The sequence below is a fragment of the Pseudactinotalea sp. Z1748 genome (assembly GCF_049725185.1).
Lineage (GTDB): Bacteria > Actinomycetota > Actinomycetes > Actinomycetales > Beutenbergiaceae > CALKWS01.
The window spans coordinates 201,604-222,137 of the sequence record NZ_JBMPQB010000003.1 but is presented as its reverse complement, the minus strand read 5'-3'; the positions used below and the strand labels follow the sequence as shown (position 1 = coordinate 222,137).

Annotated in this window: 15 protein-coding genes; 12 read left to right on the top strand and 3 right to left on the bottom strand. The window is 68.4% G+C overall.

The features are described from left to right. The first annotated feature begins 173 nt into the window (after positions 1–173). The 11 genes from ACO0LU_RS08340 (at position 174) to ACO0LU_RS08290 (ending at position 15,841) form a co-directional block, all read left to right on the top strand. Positions 174–917: a helix-turn-helix transcriptional regulator gene (locus ACO0LU_RS08340; RefSeq protein ID WP_424790908.1), complete on the top strand. Its 744-nt coding sequence runs from the start codon at positions 174–176 to the stop codon at positions 915–917. Beyond that, positions 914–4,618 (top strand): nitrate reductase subunit alpha, encoded by a 3,705-nt coding sequence (locus tag ACO0LU_RS08335; protein ID WP_424790907.1) that lies wholly within the window; start codon positions 914–916, stop codon positions 4,616–4,618. Before ACO0LU_RS08340 ends, ACO0LU_RS08335 begins: the two co-directional genes overlap by 4 nt. Positions 4,619–4,679: 61 nt before the next feature. Continuing rightward, complete coding sequence (gene narH / locus ACO0LU_RS08330) at positions 4,680–6,359, top strand: nitrate reductase subunit beta (protein WP_424790906.1); 1,680 nt, start codon at positions 4,680–4,682, stop codon at positions 6,357–6,359. Then, complete coding sequence (gene narJ / locus ACO0LU_RS08325) at positions 6,356–7,120, top strand: nitrate reductase molybdenum cofactor assembly chaperone (RefSeq protein ID WP_424790905.1); 765 nt, start codon at positions 6,356–6,358, stop codon at positions 7,118–7,120. Before narH ends, narJ begins: the two co-directional genes overlap by 4 nt. Continuing rightward, the gene (gene narI / locus ACO0LU_RS08320; protein WP_424790904.1) at positions 7,117–7,860 is read left to right on the top strand and encodes a respiratory nitrate reductase subunit gamma; all 744 of its coding nucleotides are present in this window, start codon (positions 7,117–7,119) and stop codon (positions 7,858–7,860) included. Before narJ ends, narI begins: the two co-directional genes overlap by 4 nt. Next, complete coding sequence (gene mobA / locus ACO0LU_RS08315) at positions 7,857–8,453, top strand: molybdenum cofactor guanylyltransferase (RefSeq protein WP_424790903.1); 597 nt, start codon at positions 7,857–7,859, stop codon at positions 8,451–8,453. Before narI ends, mobA begins: the two co-directional genes overlap by 4 nt. Before the next feature lie 73 nt (positions 8,454–8,526). Continuing rightward, positions 8,527–9,996 (top strand): cytochrome ubiquinol oxidase subunit I, encoded by a 1,470-nt coding sequence (locus tag ACO0LU_RS08310; RefSeq protein WP_424790902.1) that lies wholly within the window; start codon positions 8,527–8,529, stop codon positions 9,994–9,996. Between the two features lie 26 nt (positions 9,997–10,022). Further along, positions 10,023–11,105: a cytochrome d ubiquinol oxidase subunit II gene (gene cydB / locus ACO0LU_RS08305; RefSeq protein WP_424790901.1), complete on the top strand. Its 1,083-nt coding sequence runs from the start codon at positions 10,023–10,025 to the stop codon at positions 11,103–11,105. After that, positions 11,102–14,479, top strand: a complete 3,378-nt coding sequence (gene cydC / locus ACO0LU_RS08300; RefSeq protein WP_424790900.1) for a thiol reductant ABC exporter subunit CydC — start codon at positions 11,102–11,104, stop codon at positions 14,477–14,479. Before cydB ends, cydC begins: the two co-directional genes overlap by 4 nt. Before the next feature lie 27 nt (positions 14,480–14,506). Next, a complete protein-coding gene (locus ACO0LU_RS08295; protein ID WP_424790899.1) occupies positions 14,507–15,316 on the top strand; it encodes a class I SAM-dependent methyltransferase in 810 nt (269 codons plus the stop codon). Positions 15,317–15,382: 66 nt separating this feature from the next. Then, positions 15,383–15,841 carry a GNAT family N-acetyltransferase gene (locus tag ACO0LU_RS08290; protein ID WP_424790898.1) on the top strand — a complete coding sequence of 153 codons (459 nt, stop codon included), beginning with the start codon at positions 15,383–15,385 and terminating at the stop codon, positions 15,839–15,841. Positions 15,842–15,885: 44 nt separating this feature from the next. Here ACO0LU_RS08290 and polA read toward each other — a convergent pair whose 3' ends face one another. Beyond that, a complete protein-coding gene (gene polA / locus ACO0LU_RS08285) occupies positions 15,886–18,570 on the bottom strand; it encodes a DNA polymerase I (RefSeq protein ID WP_424790897.1) in 2,685 nt (894 codons plus the stop codon). Here polA and ACO0LU_RS08280 point away from each other — a divergent pair. Further along, complete coding sequence (locus ACO0LU_RS08280; RefSeq protein ID WP_424790896.1) at positions 18,569–19,003, top strand: PaaI family thioesterase; 435 nt, start codon at positions 18,569–18,571, stop codon at positions 19,001–19,003. The genes polA and ACO0LU_RS08280 overlap by 2 nt on opposite strands. Before the next feature lie 35 nt (positions 19,004–19,038). On the opposite strand, the gene ACO0LU_RS08275 is transcribed toward ACO0LU_RS08280, so the two are convergent. Continuing rightward, positions 19,039–19,686 carry an N-acetyltransferase family protein gene (locus tag ACO0LU_RS08275; protein WP_424790895.1) on the bottom strand — a complete coding sequence of 216 codons (648 nt, stop codon included), beginning with the start codon at positions 19,684–19,686 and terminating at the stop codon, positions 19,039–19,041. 66 nt (positions 19,687–19,752) lie between these two features. Next, positions 19,753–20,394, bottom strand: a complete 642-nt coding sequence (locus tag ACO0LU_RS08270) for an ANTAR domain-containing response regulator (protein WP_424791217.1) — start codon at positions 20,392–20,394, stop codon at positions 19,753–19,755. Positions 20,395–20,534: the final 140 nt, after the last annotated feature.

Genomic DNA, 20,534 nt, shown 5'->3' with positions numbered 1-20,534 from the left:
TCATCCTAATGCATTCTCCGCGACGGTTGGAATAGAGCGCTCAAGCCGCATTTTCCAAGGCCAGCGTTGCCAAATTCAATGGTCAATTGATTCGGCAGGAACGCTTGCGGGGGCCCCGGGATCGGCCTAGATTGCTCGTGAGGGCAGTTCCTTCAAATTGCGAGGATCCAATGATGGACCGGCAGCCGGTGGATGGTTTGGGAGTACTGGAATCGCCGGTGCGCAAGGAACTCCTGGAACACCTGGTCGAGTTGTTCCACAGCCGTGACCTGGATTCCGCAACACCGCCCGGACGCACGGCCAGGGAATTGGCCGAACTCACCGGCCTGCACGTGACCACGGTGCGATTCCACCTCGAGCGACTGGTCGGCGCCGGCTTCCTCGACGCCCACTTCGAGCCGCCCGCCGGGGTGGGCCGTCCGCGCAAGATCTACACCTCGCACCTGAGCCGCTGGCCTGCGCCCACCACGAGCCGGCACCACGAGGCGCTGGCCGGACTCCATGCCGGTCTCGAGGCAGGCAAGGACGGACCCGCCCGGGCCGAAGAGGCCGGGCTGGCCTGGGCCCGGGCTCGGGTGCAGGCCGGACCCGGACTCTCACCGGCCCCGGCTCGCACACCCGGCACCTGGCTGGCCAAGATCGGCCGGCTGATCGATGAACTGACCGATTGGGGCTACGGGCCGAACGTGCGCACCACCGGCGCGTCGGTGGAACTGACGTTGCACTACTGCCCCTTCCTTGCCCTGGCCACCGAGGATCCCGATGTGGTCTGCGCGGCCCACCGCGGTCTGCTGCGCGGCACGCTCGAGGCCATCGGGGAACCCGAGGTGCGAGTCAGTCTGCAACCCAAGGTGGGCCCGCACGCCTGCCGCGCCCACCTACGAACGATGACACCGCTCACCGGAGGTCCAGCATGACCACCACCACGCCCCCCACGATTGAAGGCCCCCTCAGCGGCGCCCTGGTGGGTACCCGGCGCTTCTTCGGTAGCGCCGAGGTCAGCGAGGACAAACGCAGCCTGCACCTGTCCGGCGGGCGCGCCGGGGACTCCTTCTACCGGGACCGGTGGAGCCATGACAAGGTGGTGCGCTCCACCCACGGGGTCAACTGCACCGGTTCGTGCTCCTGGAAGGTCTACGTCAAGGACGGGATCATCACCTGGGAGGCCCAGCAGACCGACTACCCATCCGCGGGGCCGGACCGGCCCGAGTACGAGCCCCGCGGCTGCCCACGGGGCGCGGCCTTCTCCTGGTACACCTACTCCCCCACCCGGGTCCGCTACCCCTACGTGCGGGGGGTGCTGCTGGACATGTTCCGCGCCGCGAAGGCCAAGTACACCGACCCGGTGGTGGCCTGGGGCTCCATCGTGCAGGACCCCGAGTCGGCGCGCACCTACAAGAGCGCCCGCGGCAAGGGTGGCATGGTCCGGGCCACGTGGACCGAGGTGGTGGACATGCTCGCGGCCGCGCACGTCTACACGATCAAACGCTGGGGCCCGGACCGGATCGCCGGGTTCTCCCCGATCCCGGCGATGTCACCGGTCAGTTACTCCTCCGGCTCCCGGTTCCATGAACTCATCGGTGCGCCGATGCTGAGTTTCTACGACTGGTACGCCGACCTGCCCAATGCCTCTCCGCAGATGTTCGGGGACCAGACCGACGTGCCCGAGTCCGGGGACTGGTGGGACGCCGGATACCTGATCATGTGGGGCTCCAACGTCCCGGTCACCCGCACCCCGGACGCGCACTGGATGATCGAGGCCCGCTACCGCGGGCAGAAGGTGATCTCGGTGGCTCCCGACTACGCCGAGAGCGTCAAGTTCGCCGACGAGTGGGTCGCCTCGGCTCCGGGCACCGACGGTGCGCTGGCGATGGGGATGGGTCACGTCCTGCTGAAGGAGTACTTCGCGGACCGGCAGGTGGACTTCTTCACCGACTACAACCGCCGCTTCACCGACCTGCCCTACCTGGTCACCCTCGATGAGGTCGAGGACACCGACGGCACCTACCGGCCGGGGAAGTTCTTGGTCGCCGGGGACTTCGACAACCCCCAGCGCGACAGTGAGAACGCGATGTGGAAGCCGGTGGTGCTGAATGAGACCAACGGCGAGGTTGCGGTCCCGAACGGTTCGATCGGGCACCGGTTCGGCCCGGAAGGGTCCGGGAAGTGGAACCTGGACCTGGGCGACATCAAACCGGCGCTGAGCCTGTACGGCTATGACGACGGCGGTTCGGCCGCCCTGGTGCAACTGCCGCGGTTCGACAATCCCGAGGGCGCGCTGAACCTGGACGTTCGGGGCGTGCCGGTTCGCCGCATCGGTGGGCACCTGGTCACCACGGTGCTGGATCTGCTGCTGGCCCAGTACGGAGTCGCCCGCCCCGGTCTACCCGGAGCCTGGCCGGTCGACTACGCCGACCCGTCGGTTCCCGGCACCCCGGCGTGGGCCTGCGACATCACCGGGGTCCCGCCGGAGCAGATCATCCGGCTGAGCCGGGAGTGGGCCCAGAACGCGATCGACACCCAGGGTCGCGGGATGATCCTGATGGGCGCCGGGACGAACCACTGGTACCACTCCGACCAGATCTACCGGGCGATGCTCCTGCTCACCACGATCACCGGCTGCCAGGGCCGCAACGGTGGCGGGTGGGCGCACTACGTGGGCCAGGAGAAGATCCGGCCGATCATGGGGTTCCAGCACCTGGCCTTCGCGCTGGACTGGATCCGCCCGCCCCGGCACATGAACCAGACCGCCTACTGGTACGTCAACACCAGCCAGTACCGGTACGACACCTTCGGTGCCGAGAACCTCAACGGTTCCACCGGGGTGTTCAACGGCAAGAGCACCATGGACCTGCTCGCCCAGTCCGCCAGGTTGGGATGGACCCCCAGTTACCCGCAGTTCGACCGGAGCAGCCTGGAGGTCGCCGACGAGGCCGCGAGGGCCGGGCAGGACGTAGGCCAGTACGTGACCCGGGCCCTCAAGAGCGGGGACCTGAGATTCGCCGTCGAGGATCCCGAGGCGCCGCAGAACCACCCGCGGATCCTGTCGCTGTGGCGAGCCAACCTGTTCGGGTCCAGCGCCAAGGGCAACGAGTACTTCCTCAAGCACCTGCTGGGCACCGACAACGCCGTCAAGGCCACCGAGGCGCCGCCGGAGCATCGTCCGGAGGGCATCGCGTGGCCCGAACGGGCACCGGAGGGCAAGCTGGACCTGCTGCTCAGTCTCGACTTCCGGATGACCTCCTCCACCCTGCTCTCCGACGTGGTGCTACCGGCGGCGACGTGGTACGAGAAGCACGATCTGAACACCACCGACATGCACCCCTACGTCAACTCATTCAACCCGGCGATCGACCCGCCGTGGCAGTCCAAGACCGACTGGGATACGTGGAAGGCCATCGCCAAGCGGTTCTCCGAGTTGGCCGTCGACCACCTCGGTGTGCGCAAAGACGTGGTCACCAAGCCGTTGTGGCACGACACCCCGGAGGCGATGGCCACCGTGCACGGGCGGGTCAAGGACTGGAAGACCGGTGAGGTCGAACCGGTTCCGGGCAAGACGCTACCGGTCCTGGCCGAGGTGGTGCGGGACTACCCGGCCACATACGAGCGGATGACGGCGGTCGGCCCGTTGCTGGAGAAGGTCGGCATGCTCACCAAGGGAGTGGCCTACGACGTCAAGCGGGAGGTGGATCTCCTCCGCCACCGCAACGGCACCGTGCGTTCCGGTTCGGCCAAGGGCCAGCCACGCCTGGAGACCGATGTCCAGTTCGCCGAGTCCATCTTGCACCTGTCGGCCACCTGTAACGGGCACCTGTCCACGCTGGGGTTCAGGAACCTGGAGCAACGCACAGGTACCCGACTGCACGACCTGGCCGCCGAGCACGAGGGCAAGCAGATCACCTTCGCCGACACCCAGAACGCGCCGGTGCCGGTGATCACCTCCCCGGAGTGGTCCGGGTCGGAGAGCGGCGGGCGGCGCTACAGCCCGTTCACCATCAACATCGAGCGGCTCAAACCGTTCCACACCCTCACCGGGCGCCAACAGTTCTATGTCGATCACGACTGGATGCTCGGGATGGGCGAGGGTCTGCCCGTGTACCGGCCGCCGCTGAACATGACCGACCTGTTCGGTGAATCCCCGATCGGGAGCCAGAACGAACTAGGGGTCTCGGTGCGTTACCTGACCCCGCACAACAAGTGGTCGATCCACTCCGAGTACCAGGACAACCTGTTCATGCTCAGCCTGTCCCGGGGTGGGCAGACGATCTGGATCTCCGACGTCGACGCGGCCAAGATCGGGGTGGCTGACAACGACTGGATCGAGGCCGTCAACCGCAACGGCGTCGTGGCCGCCCGCGCCATCGTCAGCCACCGCATGCCCGAGGGCACGGTGTACATGCACCACGCCCAGGACCGGCTGATCGACGTACCGCTGACCGAGACCGACAACAAGCGCGGGGGGATCCACAACAGCCTCACCCGGATCCTGATGAAACCGAGCCACATGATCGGCGGATACGCCCAACTGTCCTACTTCTTCAACTACATCGGACCCACCGGCAACAACCGGGACGAGGTGACGATGATCCGCAAACGCACCGCCCCGGTGCGTTACTGACCCCCAGAGGCGCTGCCCACGTTCCCCGGCCGGGCCCTCCCGGCCCCGAGAAGGAGATCACATGCGCATCATGGCCCAGATGGCGATGGTGATGAACCTCGACAAGTGCATCGGGTGTCACACCTGCTCGGTCACCTGCAAACAGGCCTGGACGAACCGCTCCGGCACCGAGTACGTCTGGTTCAACAACGTCGAGACCCGGCCCGGCCTCGGGTACCCGCGCGGCTATGAGAACCAGGAGGAGTGGAAGGGCGGCTGGGAACTCAACTCCCGCGGACGCTTGAAACTCAAGGCCGGCGGCCGGATGAGGAAGTTGGCCACGATCTTCTCCAACCCCAAGATGCCCTCCATCCAGGACTACTACGAACCCTGGACCTACGACTACGAGACGTTGCTGAACGCCCCCGCTCAGCAGACCTTCCCGGTGGCTACCCCGCAGTCGCTGATCACCGGGGAGCGCATGAACATCACCTGGTCGGCGAACTGGGACGATGACCTGGGCGGCTCCGGCGAGCACGCGGCCAAGGACCCGATGCTCGCGGGCATCGAGGACAAGGTGAAACTGGCCTTCGATGACACCTTCATGTTCTACCTGCCCCGGATCTGTGAGCACTGCCTGAACCCCAGCTGCGCGGCCTCGTGCCCATCGGGCGCGATATACAAGCGCAGCGAGGACGGGATCGTGCTGGTGGATCAGGACAAGTGCCGCGGGTGGCGGATGTGCATCACCGGCTGCCCGTACAAGAAGGTCTACTTCAACCACAAGACCGGCAAGGCCGAGAAGTGCACCTTCTGCTACCCCCGGATCGAGGTCGGCATCCCGACGGTGTGCGCCGAGACCTGCGTGGGCCGGCTCCGTTACATCGGCCTGGTGCTCTACGACGCCGACCGGGTGCTGGAGGCGGCTTCGGTGAAGGACGAGCACGCCCTCCTGGATGCCCAGCGCTCGGTGTTCCTGGATCCTCATGACCCGCAGGTCCAGGCCGAGGCCGAACGGGCCGGCATTCCGCTGGACTGGATAGAGGCGGCCCAGCGGTCCCCGATCTACACCCTGATCAACGCCTTCGAGGTGGCGCTGCCGCTGCATCCGGAGTACCGCACCATGCCGATGGTGTGGTACATCCCGCCGCTGTCCCCGGTGGTGGACGTGATCCGGGACACCGGCCACGATGCGGAGGACCAGGACAACCTGTTCGCCGCGATCGACGCCCTACGGATCCCGGTGGAGTACCTGGCGAACCTGTTCACCGCCGGAGACACCGCCCCGGTGACCAAGGTGCTCCAGCGGTTGGCCGCGATGCGTTCCTACATGCGCGACATCAACCTGGGCCGGGAGGCACAGGCGATCATCCCGGAGTCGGTGGGGATGAGCGAGGAGGAGATGTATGAGATGTACCGCCTGCTCGCCCTGGCCAAGTACGAGGACCGCTATGTGATCCCCTCGGCTCATGGCGAGGACGCCCACGCCCTGGAGGAGATCGCCACCGACTGCCCGGTGAGCGGCTTCGACGAGGACCTGATGACCGGTTCGGGACCCTTCGGAGAGGGGTCCGGGCACGGCCAGGGCACCAGGGTGGCCGCGGAGAATTTCGCGGTGCTGCAGGAGCGCCAGACCTCCGACACGCTGGTGGGCGGGCAGCCCAAGTCCGGTCGGGTCAACCTGTTGAACTGGGATGGCAAGGGCGTGCCGGAGGGGATGTTCCCACCGGCGCCGGAGTCCGAGGAGTCGGGGTCCCGATGAAACGTTGGCTGCGCCACCGCCGCTCCCGGCCCACGCTGAGCCCCCGGGAGCAGGCTGACACCTGGCAGATCGTGTCCTTGCTGCTCGGTTACCCCGAGCCCCGGCTCCTGGCCCTGTTACCCACCCTGGCCGAGGTTGCCACGAGCCTGCCGGAGCGGGTCGCCGGACCCCTGAACGACTTCCTCGAGCATGCCCGGCGCAGTGATCCCTCGGACCTGCAGACCCAGTACGTGGACACCTTCGACGTCACCCGCAAGTGTTGTCTGCACCTGACCTACTTCCTGCACGGGGACACCCGCAACCGTGGCGCCGCCCTGGTGCAGTTCAAGCAGGCTTATCGCAAGGCCGGGGTGGTGCTCCACGATGAGCGGACCGAGCTGCCCGATCACCTGTGCGTGGTGCTGGAGTTCGGTGCCACGGTGGACGCCGACGCCGCCTGGACGCTGCTGAACCATCACCGGGTCGGTATCGAACTGCTGCACCAGGGCTTGCTCCGCCGGTCCGCCCCCTGGGTCGACGTGGTGCGGGCATTGCGAGCCACGCTGCCGGATCTGGATGAGGACGACAATCTGGCCCTGGCCCGGCTGATCGCCGAGGGACCCCCGCACGAGGACGTCGGTATCGACAACGCGCCCTACGCGCTGGATCCGGCGCTGGACCAGTTGCGCACACCCCCCGGGTCCGATGGGTGCGGCACACCCACGGGCGCCCAGGAGCCCACGTTCCTGGGCTCCACCATCGACGTTGGAGTTCCGCGATGACCACGTTCCTGTGGGTGATCTTCCCCTACATCTGCCTGACGATCTTCGTGGGCGGTCATATCTGGCGCTATCGCTACGACAAGTTCGGCTGGACCACCCGCTCCTCGCAGTTGTATGAGTCACGGTTGCTCCGGATCGGCAGCCCGTTGTTCCATTTCGGGATGCTGTGGGTGGTGATGGGCCACTTCCTCGGACTGGTGATCCCCAAGACCTGGACGCAGACCGTCATCAACGATGAGGCCTATCACGTGGTCGCCGTGACCGGCGGCATGCTGGCCGGCGCCGCAGCCCTGTCCGGCCTGGTGATCCTGATCTACCGGCGCCGGATGACCGGTCCGGTGTTCTCGGCCACCACGGCCAACGACAAGTTCATGTACCTCGTGCTGGCGGTGGTGATCCTGCTGGGCTGCCTCAACACCATCCAGTCCTCCGGGATGATCGCGGTGGCGGGCACCGAGCACTACGACTACCGCGAGGGGGTGTCGGTGTGGTTCCGTTCCATCTTCTGGTTCCAGCCTCAGCCCGAACTCATGACCGGGGCCCCGTGGAGTTTCCAGGCGCACTCCCTGACGGCGTTCTTCCTGTTCGCGATCTGGCCGTTCACCCGCCTGGTGCACGTCTTCTCCGCCCCGTTGGGCTACGTGGTTCGGCCCTACATCGTCTACCGCAGCCGGGATGAGCGCCCCGTCGCCGCGGTGGGCAGCCGGGCCCCGAAGCGGGGCTGGGAACAGAACCGTTGAGCCCCGGGGCTACCCCCTCCTTCGACGTCGTCATCCTCGCCGGTGGCCGTGGACGCCGCATGGGAGGGCAGGACAAGGCCGCCCTGCCGGTAGCCGGGCGGCCGATGCTGGCTCGGGTGCTGGAGGCTGCGCAAAGGGCCCGCGACGTCGTCGTGGTCGGGCAGGTGCATACGCCCGACGGCGTACGGCAGGTCAGTGAGGAACCTCCCGGTGGCGGACCGGTCGCCGGGATCAACGCCGGTGTGGCCGCCCTCGGCGAGCCGGCACCGTGGACGTGTGTGCTCGCGGTGGACCAGCCGGACGCCGGGGCTGCGCTGAGCGCGATCATCGGCGCTCTACCGGCCATCGACCCCCTGGTGGAGGTGGTGTGCCACCTCGATGCCACGTCTCACGCGCAGTGGCTCCTGGCCGCCTATCGCCACGACGCACTCGTCCAGGCTCTCGCCCCGCACGGAACCGGCCACGGCGTCCCTGTCGGGCGCCTGGTCTCGGACCTGCGGTTCCAGTACCTGCGGGCCGGGGCCGAGCACGTCGGCGACATCGACACCTGGGCAGACCACGCCCGCTGGGAGCAACGCCTCGGCGGGCACTGAACCACACCGCAGGCGCGCGGGTGTAGGCTAACTACCGCTTGTAGTACTACACCCCTCGTTCTGCGGGAGCGTCATGGAAGCGTTGGAACTGGCCCGGTGGCAGTTCGGCATCACCACGGTCTACCACTACTTCTTCGTGCCGATCACGATCGGGCTGTCACTGCTGGTGGCCATCATGCAGACCTGCTGGCTGCGCACCCGCGATCCGCAGTGGCTGCGGCTGACCAAGTTCTTCGGCAAACTCTTCACGATCAACTTCATCCTCGGACTGGTCACCGGCATCGTGCAGGAGTTCCAGTTCGGGATGAACTGGTCGGACTACTCCCGGTTCGTCGGCGACATCTTCGGCGCACCCCTGGCGATCGAGGCCCTGCTGGCGTTCTTCCTGGAGTCGACCTTCCTGGGCCTGTGGATCTTCGGCTGGGGCCGGATCCCGGAGAAGCTCCACGCGGCCAGTATGTGGATCATCCATATCGGCACCGTCCTGTCGGCCTACTTCATCCTGTCCGCGAACTCCTTCATGCAGAACCCGGTCGGGTACCACATCAACGAAGAGAACGGCCGCGCCGAACTCACCGACTTCCTCGCCGTGCTCACCAACAAGGTGCAACTGGCGGCCTTCCCGCACGTGCTCACCGCGGCCTGGATGACCGGCGGGGCGTTCGTGCTGGCCTTCACGCTGTGGCACCTATGGCGCAGCACCGACCAGACGCCCGCGGCGGACAAGCCGATGTATCGCAAGGGCGCCAAACTGGGCGCCTGGGCGCTGCTGATCTCCGGGGCGCTGGTGATCGTCACCGGTGACGTGCAGGGCAAGGTCATGTACGACGTGCAGCCGATGAAGATGGCCGCCGCCGAAGGCCAGTACCACGACGTCCCGGAGGGAGTGGGCGCCCCCTTCTCCATCATCACCGTGGGCACCCTGGACGGTCGGGAGGAGATCTGGGCGTTGACCGTCCCCAAGTTGCAGTCCTACCTGGCCACCGGGTCACTGACCGGTGCCGTGGAGGGTATCAACCACATCCAAGAGCGCTACGAGATGACCTACTCCGGCCACGAACTGACCGAGGCGGATGACTACCGCCCGATCATCCCGGTGACGTACTGGAGCTTCCGCCTCATGATGGGACTCGGCTTCGCCGGGATGGCGGTGGCTGCGGCGGTGCTCTGGCGGTTGCGAGGCCGGGGCTCGGAGCACGATGAGGACCGGGTCAGCGACCGGCACTGGCTCTGGGCGGCGGCGACGGTGCTGTTCATGCCGCTGCTAGCCAACAGTTTCGGGTGGATCTTCACCGAGATGGGCCGCCAGCCCTGGTTGGTGATGGGCCTGATGACCACCCGCACCGGCGTCTCCCCGGGTGTGACCACCTTCGAGGTCGCCACCTCCCTGGCGGTCTTCACCCTGCTCTACGGGGCCCTTGCGGTGGTGATGGTGAAACTGAGCCTGCGCTACGGCCGGGCCGGCGCCGAACACGTACCCGAGGACGCCTCCTTCGACCCGGGCGAGCGGTCCGACGACGACGAATTCGTCTTCACCTACTGAGCAGCGCGGAAGGACTACGACTGATCATGGAACTGACCACCATCTGGTTCGTCCTCATCGCGGTGCTGTGGGTGGGGTACTTCGTGCTCGAGGGGTTCGACTTCGGCGTCGGCATGCTCCTGCCGGTGCTCGGCCGGGACGATGTCCGCACCGAAACCCTCGACGTGAAGCCGGAGAGCGGCGAGACCCGGCGGCGTCAGATGCTCTCCTCGATCGGTCCGGTATGGGACGGCAACGAGGTGTGGCTGCTGACCGCCGGCGGGGCGACCTTCGCGGCGTTCCCGCACTGGTACGCCACCTTGTTCTCCGGTTTCTACCTGCCACTGCTGTTAATCCTGGTGGCGCTGATCATCCGCGGTGTGGGGCTGGAGTACCGCGGCAAGGTTGACTCGGCGCTGTGGCGGGCGCGGATGGATGTGATGATCGTCGTCGGCTCGCTGCTTCCCGCGGTGTTGTGGGGGGTGGCGTTCACCAACATCGTCCGAGGGGTTCCCATCGATGCCGAGATGGAGTACGTCGGCGGGTTCTGGGCCCTGCTGAACCCGGTGGCCCTGCTCGGCGGGTTGGTCACGCTGGCGCTGTTCCTGGTCCACGGCGCCTTCTTCATCGCGTTGAAGACCGATGGGCAGCTACGTCACGACGCGCGCGCCCTCGGCCTCAAACTCGGGGGTGGTGCCGCGGCGTTGGCCGTGGTGTGGTTGGTCCTCATGCAGTCCGGGACCGGCACGGCGCTGTCCTGGGCGATGGCGATGGCTGCGGCCGTGGTCTTCCTCGGCGGCCTCGTGATGGCCCGGCGGGGACGGGAAGGGTGGGCCTTCACCGGCACGTTCGTGACGCTCGGGCTGGCAGTGGCCTCCCTGTTCGTCGCGCTCTTCCCCGACGTGATGCCCTCCACGCTTGATCCCGCGAACTCCTTGACGGTGCACAACGCGGCATCCTCGGAGAAGACTCTGGGCATCATGACCTGGGTCGCGGTGATCTTCATCCCGATCGTGCTGGCCTATCAGGCATGGTCCTACTGGATCTTCCGCAAGCGGGTCTCCGGGCACCACATCCCCACCGGTGTGCACATCGCCGCGGTGACCGAGGAGAGCACCACGCAGCGATGAAACCCTTCGACCCTGCTCTGCTGCGTGACCTGCCGGCTATCCGAGGGCCGGTCGGGTTGCTCGGCGTACTCGGCGTCGTCTCCGGGATCGCTGCGATCGCACAGGCGGTGCTGGTGGCCGTCGCGGTGGCCAGGGTGGTCACCGGCACGCCCTGGGGCTGGGTGCTGGGGGCAGTGGTAGGCCTGATCGTCCTGCGCGGACTGCTCGCTGCCGCGGCCGAGTACGTCGCCCGGGTCACGGGGCAGAAGGTGGCAGGCATCGTGCGTCTCACCGTGATGCGGCACTGGTTGACCCATACGGCGGAGCAGCGCCCCAGCGACGATGAGGCGGTGACCCGCGCAGGGGAGGGTGTGACGACGATCGAGCCGTACATCTCCCGGTACCTGCCGGCGCTGGTGACCGGTGTGGTGGTGCCGGTCCTGGCGGTGGCGACATTGCTGTGGGTGGATTTCTGGAGCGCCCTCATCGTGCTGCTCACGCTGCCCCTGCTGCCGGTCTTCGCGGCACTGATCGGTCAGCACACCGCGGCCGAGACCGAACGACGCTGGGCAGCGATGGAGTTGCTGTCCGGCCACTTCCTGGATGTGGTCAAGGGCCTACCCACCCTGGTCACCTACGGGCGCGCCCGCGCCCAGGTGGGCGTCGTCCGCAGTGTCGGTGAGCGCCACCGGCGGGCCACCGGGAAGACGCTGCGCACCGCGTTCATGACCACCACCGCCCTGGAGTTGTTGGCAACCATCTCGGTGGCGCTGGTGGCGGTAGCGGTCGGGCTGCGCCTGGCCTACGGAGCGATGGACCTGCAGGTCGGCCTGATGGCGATCCTGCTGGCGCCGGAGGCCTACTGGCCGATCCGTCGCGTCGGTGCGGAGTTCCACAACGCCGCCGACGGCGCCACCACCCTGGACCGGGTGCACGGGAGTTTGCGCACCAACCGACTGCACCGGGGCGCCTCGCCCGTACCGCAGGTGGGGCCCGCATCCACAGCCACAGTCGGGCTCAGCGGCGTCAGTTACGCCCACCCGGGTCGCACCCGAACGCTCGTTGACGTCACGCTGAACACCCCGGCCGGGCCCGGCCTGACCGTGCTGACCGGCCCCTCCGGTGCCGGCAAGACCACCGTCCTGGAACTCATCGCCGGCCTGCGGGAACCTGCCAGCGGCGCCGTGCGCGGCGGTGATGTGCATCTTGCCGCGCAACGTCCGGTGATCCTGCCGGGCACGGTCCGGGACAACCTGGCCCTCGCCGGTGCGAGACCGGACGAGGCACGCATCGCTGCCCTGGACCGGGTCGGTCTGTGGACTGCGCTACGTGACCGGGGCGGGCTGGACACCGACCTGGGCGACGACGGCTTCGGCCTGTCCGCCGGTCAGTTGGCACGCCTGGCCCTGGCGCGTGCAATGCTGAGCGAGGCTGACCTGGTGCTCCTGGATGAGCCCACGGCCAATGTCGCCGCAACTGCGTTGCCGTGGCTGCATGAGTCGATCACCGACCTGGCCGGGACCCGCCGGGTCATCGTAGTCACCCACGATGAGGACCTGGCCGGGCTCGCCGACCAGCGTTGGCGGATCGATCCTGCTCCTCGTCCGGCCCCGCCTGCGCCGGTCCGGCCCGAGGCCGAAGTCGATACTGGCGCCGGGGCGGTGGGTGCGCAGGTCGCGGCCCCGCGCCCCGGTCAGGTCGCCCCGATCGTCACGCCGGACGGCCGGCGCGGCCTGATCCTGGCCTGCGTCCTGGGTGGACTCGCGCTGGCGGCCGGGATCGCCCTGACTGCCACCTCCGGGTGGCTGATCGTGCAGGCCTCCACCCAGCCGGTGATCCTGACGTTGCTGGTCGCGATCGTGGGGGTGCGTGCCTTCGGCCTGGCTCGTCCGGTGTTGCGTTACGCCGAGCGCATCGTCTCCCATGACGTGGCCCTGGAGGACCTGGCAAGCCGTCGGGCGAACGTCTTCGCCCGGCTGATCCCGCTCACCCCGGCCCGGTTGGGCCGGCGCAGCCGCGGCCAGTTGCTCACCGCCCTCGTCCGGGACCTGGACGACGTGGTCGATGACCAGATCCGGGTCACCGTGCCCGGGTGGTCGGTCGCCATCGCCTCGGTGATCGGTAGCGGCATCGCGCTCTTGCACTCACCGGCCGCAGCCGGGGCGGTGCTGGCCGGGTCCGCGCTCGTGGGGATGATCGGGTGGCTTGCCACCCGCGCCGAACTGACCGCCCAGCACCAGGCGGTCCTGAGCCGGGGTGAACTGCAGCATCGCACCACCGCGGTGGCCGGGCGGATGCTTGCGGTCCAGGCGGCCAGCGGCATCCGGCGCCTGCGCCATGACACCTCAGCGTTGCTGGCCCCGGTGGCCCTGGCCCAGCGGGCGCACCAGCGTGCCGAGCGCCGCCTCATCGGGGTGCGCGCGATGGCCTTGGCCGCAGTGTGGCTCACGCTCGCGGGCACGGCCGCGGTGGTGCTGATGCTGGCGTGGCAGGCGCACTCGGTCGGATCACTGTCGGCTCCCTACGCCGCGTTGCTGGCACTGCTGCCGATGGCCCTTGCCGACGTGTGGGGGGAGGTGCCGGACATCGCCGGTGCCCGGGCCCGGGCGCGCGCCGCCGCGAGCCGGGTCTCGGCGCTCCTGGACTCCGAGCCCGCCATCGCCGATACCGGTGCGAGGCCGGTGCCCGGCGACCAGCGCCACGGCCCGGACCTGGCGTTGAACCGCCTCAGCGCGCGGTGGTCCAACGATCCCCTCCGGCCACCGGCGCTGACCGGACTGGACCTGAAGCTGCCCCCGGGCGCCCGGGTCCAGCTCACCGGGGCGAACGGATCCGGTAAGTCCACCGCTCTGGCTGTGCTGGCTCGCCACCTCGATCCATCCGCAGGCCGGTACCTGCTCGGTACGGCGAGCACCACCGACCTGCAGACCGAGCAAGTGCGGGCGCTGCTCGCCGTCGTCGACGACGAGCCGCATGCCTTCGCCGGGCCGCTCCGGGCGAACCTGGCCCTGGCCCGACCCGAAGCCGACGACGAGGAGCTGGTCGCCGCGCTCGTGGCTGCGCACCTGAGTGACTGGTACGCCACCCTCCCCCACGGGTTGGACACCACCATCGGCGGCCTCTCCGGTGGCGAGCGTGCGCGGCTGGCCCTGGCCCGTGCGGTGCTGTCCCGGCGCCCTGTGGTGCTGCTGGATGAGCCGGCCGCTCACCTGGATGAGTTCACTGCGCAGACCACGCTGCGGTCCATGCTGGAGGCCCTGATGCCCGGGACCACAATCGTGCTGGTCAGCCACCGCAGGGTGCCCGGCGCGCACTTCGATGAGGTGGCCCTGGGCGGCGCTGGATCCGGGACCGGTGGCACGCAGGCGGCGGCGTTGGCCGGAACCAGCGGCTGAAGAAGGCCGGCGGTCATACTGGGCTGCATGGGTGAACTCACCGGAGCCGGCTACTTCGAGGTCGACCGCGAGGCGGCAGCACACGCCAACCGGGACTGGTGGAGTGCCGTCGCCGATGACTATCTGGGCGAGCACGGCCCTTTCCTCGGCGACGCCGACTTCTGCTGGTGCCCGGAGGGCCTGCGCGAGAGTGAGGCGCAGCTCCTCGGTCCGTTGGAGCGGCTGCGCACCGAGGATGTGCTGGAGGTCGGCGCCGGCGCGGCCCAGTGCTCCCGGTGGCTGCGCGGCCAGGGCGTGAGCGCCATCGCCTCCGACGTGGCGCCGGGGATGATCGCCGCCGCCGCTGAACTGGACCGACGCACCGGCATCGCCGTGCCGGCGCTGGTGGCCGACGCTCGCGCGTTGCCGTTCGGCGACGCCTCCTTCGACGTGGTGTTCACCGCCTTCGGTGCCATCCCGTTCCTGGCCGACGCCGATCGGGTGCACACCGAGGTGGCCCGGGTACTGCGCCCCGGTGGCCGGTGGGTGTTCTCCGTGACCCACCCGATCCGTTGGGCCTTCCCCGACGACCCCACCAGGCACGGCATGTCGGTGGTGCGCTCCTACTTCGACCGGACCCCCTATGCCGAGACCGGACCCGAAAGGGAGGTGCTCTACAGCGAGTTCCACCGCACCATGGGCGATCACATCGGCGACCTGGTCGGCGCCGGGCTGCGGGTGACCGGCCTGGTCGAACCCGAGTGGCCGCCGGGCAACACCAACATCTGGGGCGGATGGGGGCCCGAGCGCGGGGCCTTCCTTCCCGGGACCGCGATCTTCGCCACCACCCTGCGATGAGTGGTCCCATCGGCGGGCGGCGGAAAATCAGGGTGATATTCCGCCGGCTGCTCGTACCGTATTTCCATGGCCTCCACGACATTCATCCCCACCGGATTCAGACCCCCGACTTCCCTGGTCACCGACCAGTTCCGGCTCGAGCCCCTGGGCCCCCAGCACAACGATGCCGACCTGGCGGCATGGACATCGAGCGTGGAGCACATCCGGAACACCCCGGGCTACCCCGATGGCCGCTGGCCTCCGCATGAGGGGATGTCGCCCGAGGACAATCTGCGGGATCTGCGACGCCACGCGGACGACTTCGCCGCCGGAAAGGGCTTCACCTTCACGGTCCTGGACCCAGCAGACGGCGACGTCATCGGCTGCGTGTACCTGTACCCCGCCGCCTCGCCGGACTACGACGTCGACGTCCAGTCGTGGGTGCGGGCCGACCGCGCGGATCTGGACACGCCGCTGGCCGACGTTCTGCACTCCTGGCTACGCGCGGCCTGGCCCTGGCAGCGGCTGAACCGCTTCGGGCGCTGACACCGGCGCAGGTCACCGGAGCCGGCCCCCGGAGCGGCCGATCCTCAGTGGCCGGCGGTGCGCCAATCGGTGCCCACGCCCACCGAGACCTCCAGCGGCACCGTCAACTCGGCGGCACCGGACATCTGCTCGCGCAGGATCTGCTCGACCTCTTCGCGCTCGCCGGCCGCCACCTCCAGAACCAGTTCGTCGTGCACCTGCAGCAGCATCCGGGAGGCCAGGCCGCGATCAAGGAGGTCGCGCTGCACACCGAGCATGGCCACCTTCATCAGGTCCGCGGCGCTGCCCTGGATGGGGGCGTTCAGGGCCATCCGTTCGGCCATCTCCCGGCGCTGGCGGTTGTCGCTGGTCAGGTCCGGCAAGTAGCGGCGCCGACCCAGGATGGTCTCGGTGAACCCGGTGCTGCGGGCATCCTCGACCACGCCGGTCAAGTAGTCGCGCACCCCACCGAAGCGTTCGAAGTACTCCTCCATCAGGGCCCGCGCCTCGGCGGTGGCGATCTTGAGTTGCTTGGACAACCCGAAGGCGCTGAGGCCGTAGGCCAGGCCGTAACTCATCGCCTTGACCTTCGCCCGCATCGGGGCGCTCACCTGGTCAGGTTCCACCCCGAACACCCGCGAGCCCACGAAGGAGTGCAGGTCCTCCCCGGTGCGGAACGCCTCGATCAAGCCCTCATCACCGGACAGGTGGGCCATGATCCGCATCTCGATCTGGGAGTAGTCGGCGGTGAGCAGGGTCTCGAATCCCTCGCCCACCACGAACGCCTGCCGGATCCGGTGACCCTCCTCGGTGCGGATCGGGATGTTCTGCAGGTTCGGCTCCGCCGAGGACAACCGGCCCGTGGCCGCGATCGTCTGGGAGTAGGTGGTGTGGATGCGCCCGTCCTCGGCCACGGTGCGCAACAGGCCCTCGACCGTTTGGCGCAGCCGGATCAGGTCCCGATGGGTGAGCAGGTGCTGCAGGAACGGGTGCTCGGTCTTGACGAACAACTCCGCCAGGGCGTCGGCGTCGGTGGTGTAACCGGTCTTGGTCTTGCGGGTCTTGGGCATATCGAGCTGGTCGAAGAGGACCTCCTGGAGTTGCTTGGGTGAGGACAGGTTCACCTCCCGACCGATCACGTCGTAGGCGCTCTGAGCGGCCTCACGCACACCGGCGTCGAACTCCGACTCCAGGCCGCGCAGGTAGCCGGAATCGGCGGCGATGCCGACCTTCTCCATCTGTGCCAGCACCTGCGCCACCGGCAGTTCCAGGTCCTGCAGCAACCCCGTCGCCGCCCGGGACTCGACCTCCTCGGCGAGCGCGTCGCCCAGCGCCCGCACTGCCGCAGCCCGGGTGGCGCTGAGGGTGGCCTCATCGGGGCCGTCCAGATCCAACGTCTGCTGCCCGTCGGCCTCCTCGGTCCGCAGTTCGCGCTGTAGGTGGCGCACGGTCAGGTCCGCCAGGGCGTAGCTACGCTGATCCGGGTAACACAGGTAGGCCGCCAACGCGGTATCGAAGGTGACCCCGGCCAGCGCCAGCCCCCGCCCGCGCAACCGGTGCCAGGCACTCTTGGCCTCGTGCATCACCTTGGGCGCGTCCGGATCGGCCAACCAGCGCGCCAGTACCTGCTCCTGCTCGGGTGCTACGTCGGCGAGGTCCACCTCGATGGCGTTGCCGTCGTCGTCGGCGATCGCCACCGCCCACGCGTCCGCACCGGCCGGCCCTCCGCTGCCGCGCACATCCAGCCCGAGCACCTTCCCGGTACGGGTACCCAGCCACTCCCCCGGTGGTTCGGTGGCCAGGGTGACCTCGAAGACACCGGCGTCGGCCGACTCGGCGTCGGTGGGTTCCATCGCGAACAGCCGGTCCCGCAGCACCCGGAACTCCAGGGCATCGAAGACCTGGTGCACCTGTTCACGCTGGTACGCGCGCCGGGCCAGATCGTCCAGGGTGTAGGGGAGCTCGAGATCCCGGCGCAGTTCGTTCAGTTCCCGGTTCAGCATGACCTGATCGAGGTGGTCGCGCAGTTTCTCCCCAACTTTGCCCTTGATCTGCGGGGCCTGGGCGATGATGCCGGCCAGGTTCTCATACGCCCCGATCCACTTCGCGGCGGTCTTGGGGCCAACGCCCGGAACTCCGGGCAGGTTGTCACTGCTCTCCCCCACCAGGGCGGCCAGGTCAGAGTAGCGGGCCGGGGGTACCCCGTACTTCTCCTGCACCGCCTCCGGGGTCATCCGCACCAGGTCCGAGACACCCTTGCGCGGATACAGCACCGTGGTGGCGCCATCGACGAGCTGGAAAGTGTCCCGATCGCCCGAGCACACCAGCACCTCCATCCCTGCCCCCTGGGCCCGGGTGGCGTAGGAGGCGAGGATGTCATCAGCCTCGAAGCCCTCGATTCCCACCGTCGGCACAGCCAGGGCGGCCAGCACCTCCTCGATGAGGGGTATCTGGCCCCTGAACTCATCGGGGGTCTCATCACGGGTGGCCTTGTACTCGGGGTAGCTCTCCTTGCGGAACGTGGCGCTGGAGACGTCGAAGGCGACCACTACGTGTGTGGGGGTCTCATCGCGCAACAGGTTAATCAGCATGGAGGTAAAGCCGTACACCGCATTGGTGGTCTGCCCGGTGGTCGTGGCGAAGTTCTCCGCCGGGAGGGCGAAGAACGCCCGATAGGCCATCGAGTGGCCATCGATCAACAGGAGCCTGGGTCGCGCGTTCTCACTCACGCCTGACAGCCTATGACCCATGACCGACACCGACGAGAACAACACCATCTACACGCCCGAGGAACTCGCCCACACGCTGATCGTCCGTCTGGGCATCGAACTGGACCAGATCGGTGCTGAGCGCGCCACCGGACGGATGCCGGTGGCGGGCAACACCCAGCCGGCAGGACTCTTGCACGGCGGCGCCAGCGCGGCCCTGGCCGAGACACTGGCGTCGGTTGCCGCCCACGCCCACGCCACGGCCGGTGCAACGGGAGGTCAGTCCCGCAGCGCCGCAGGGGTGGACCTGAACATCACCCACCACCGCGCGGTACGCAGCGGCTGGGTGCACGGGGAGGCCCAGGCGTTGTACCTGGGCGGGCGCACCGCCAGCTACCACGTGGTCATCACCGACGACGACGGCGCTCGCGTGGCGACCGCGCGCCTGACCTGCCAGTTGATCACCATGCGCTGACCGGCTCGCGCTCCCGCGCGCCTACGCCCGTCCGTCTACTCGCGGCTACGCGCTCCGTCGGCGAGGAGGTCCTCGGCCCGGTCGGCCAACTCACTCAGTGACACCCCGGCCGGTGGTGTGGGCGGAAGACCCCGGGAGCGACGTCGCCGGGCGATCAGTTCGTCGATACCACGTCCGCGCCGCTCCCGACCCTTGGCCTGCTGCTCCATGCGACGTAGCAGCGCTGCGGTGGGGGTCATCCTGCGGGCGCCGACCACGGTGAAGCCGAGTCCGGAGAGGAAGCGCTGCTCGCTACGTGAGCCGCTGATCGGCATCGTGACCACCTGCTCGGCACCCGCCCGGGCGCCCACCAGGCCCAACTGGCCCATCAGCGCCCGGCCGGCACCCCGGCGTCGGAACGCGGTCTGCACATAGAGGGCCTCCATCTGCAGGTAGGCCACGTCGGAGAACAGGTTCGCCTCGATCACCTGCGCCAGGGCGACCCCGACGACCTGGTCATCGGCTTCGGCGAGGACCATGTAGGCGTTCGGAAGGGCGTACCAGGCACGCAGGTGCCCGTCCAGGTCCGCATCGGGGTTGACCAACTGCGCACCCAGTGGGGACTCGGCACGCACTGACCGCAGCACCGGGACGACGGCATCCAGGTCAGCGGGCTCAGCGAGCCGGGCCTGCACTACGCGCACCAGTAGTTCCCTTCGACGACTTTCGGCACCTTAGCGCAATTCGTTGCCGAATTGTGACCTTCGAGTTCAGTCGTCGGAACGGCCGCCGACCTGCTCGATCACTGCGTCGGCCACCTCGCGCATCGTCAGGCGCCGGTCCATGGAGGTCTTCTGGATCCACCGGAAGGCCTCAGGCTCGGTCAGACCCATCTTGGTCATCAGCAGTCCCTTGGCCCGATCCACCCGCTTGCGGGTCTCGAACCGATCGGTCAGATCGGCGATCTCCGACTCCAGGGCGGTGATCTCCTTGTGGCGCGACAGTGCGATCTCCAACGCCGGGAGCAGGTCCTCGGGCGTGAACGGCTTGACCACGTAGGCCATCGCGCCGGCGTCCCGGGCCCGCTCCACGAGCTCGGTCTGGGAGAACGCAGTGAGCAGCACCACCGGAGCGATGCGAGCCTTGGTGATCCGCTCGGCGGCGGAGATGCCGTCGAGCTGGGGCATCTTGACGTCCATGACGACGACGTCTGGTTCCAGCTCGGTAGTCATCGTGACGGCGGTCTCGCCATCCCCGGCCTCACCCACCACCTCGTAACCGGCGTCCTGCAGGGTCTCCACCACATCCAGGCGGATCAGGGCCTCGTCCTCGGCGACCACGACGCGGCGCTTGGGCCGATCCGGGTCGCCTCCGCCACTGCGCTCAGCAGCGGGGACCTGGATGTCGTCCAGGTCCAGGGGCTGGTTGTCCTTGGTGCTTTCCGGGGCCGCAGCGCCGTTCTGATCCTCGCTCACAGTGACAAACTCTATCCCTCCCGAGCGTCCGAGCGCGCGGCTGTTGACGCTTAGGCTCGTGTGAGACTCGCGACAGT

Coding starts and splice junctions, on each gene's coding strand:
- narH (WP_424790906.1), top strand. CDS start 4,680: ATGCGCATCATGGCCCAGATGGCGATGGTGATGAACCTCGACAAGTGC.
- ACO0LU_RS08335 (WP_424790907.1), top strand. CDS start 914: ATGACCACCACCACGCCCCCCACGATTGAAGGCCCCCTCAGCGGCGCC.
- ACO0LU_RS08280 (WP_424790896.1), top strand. CDS start 18,569: ATGACCGACACCGACGAGAACAACACCATCTACACGCCCGAGGAACTC.
- polA (WP_424790897.1), bottom strand. CDS start 18,570: ATGGGTCATAGGCTGTCAGGCGTGAGTGAGAACGCGCGACCCAGGCTC.
- cydB (WP_424790901.1), top strand. CDS start 10,023: ATGGAACTGACCACCATCTGGTTCGTCCTCATCGCGGTGCTGTGGGTG.
- narJ (WP_424790905.1), top strand. CDS start 6,356: ATGAAACGTTGGCTGCGCCACCGCCGCTCCCGGCCCACGCTGAGCCCC.
- ACO0LU_RS08290 (WP_424790898.1), top strand. CDS start 15,383: ATGGCCTCCACGACATTCATCCCCACCGGATTCAGACCCCCGACTTCC.
- ACO0LU_RS08310 (WP_424790902.1), top strand. CDS start 8,527: ATGGAAGCGTTGGAACTGGCCCGGTGGCAGTTCGGCATCACCACGGTC.
- narI (WP_424790904.1), top strand. CDS start 7,117: ATGACCACGTTCCTGTGGGTGATCTTCCCCTACATCTGCCTGACGATC.
- cydC (WP_424790900.1), top strand. CDS start 11,102: ATGAAACCCTTCGACCCTGCTCTGCTGCGTGACCTGCCGGCTATCCGA.
- ACO0LU_RS08295 (WP_424790899.1), top strand. CDS start 14,507: ATGGGTGAACTCACCGGAGCCGGCTACTTCGAGGTCGACCGCGAGGCG.
- ACO0LU_RS08340 (WP_424790908.1), top strand. CDS start 174: ATGGACCGGCAGCCGGTGGATGGTTTGGGAGTACTGGAATCGCCGGTG.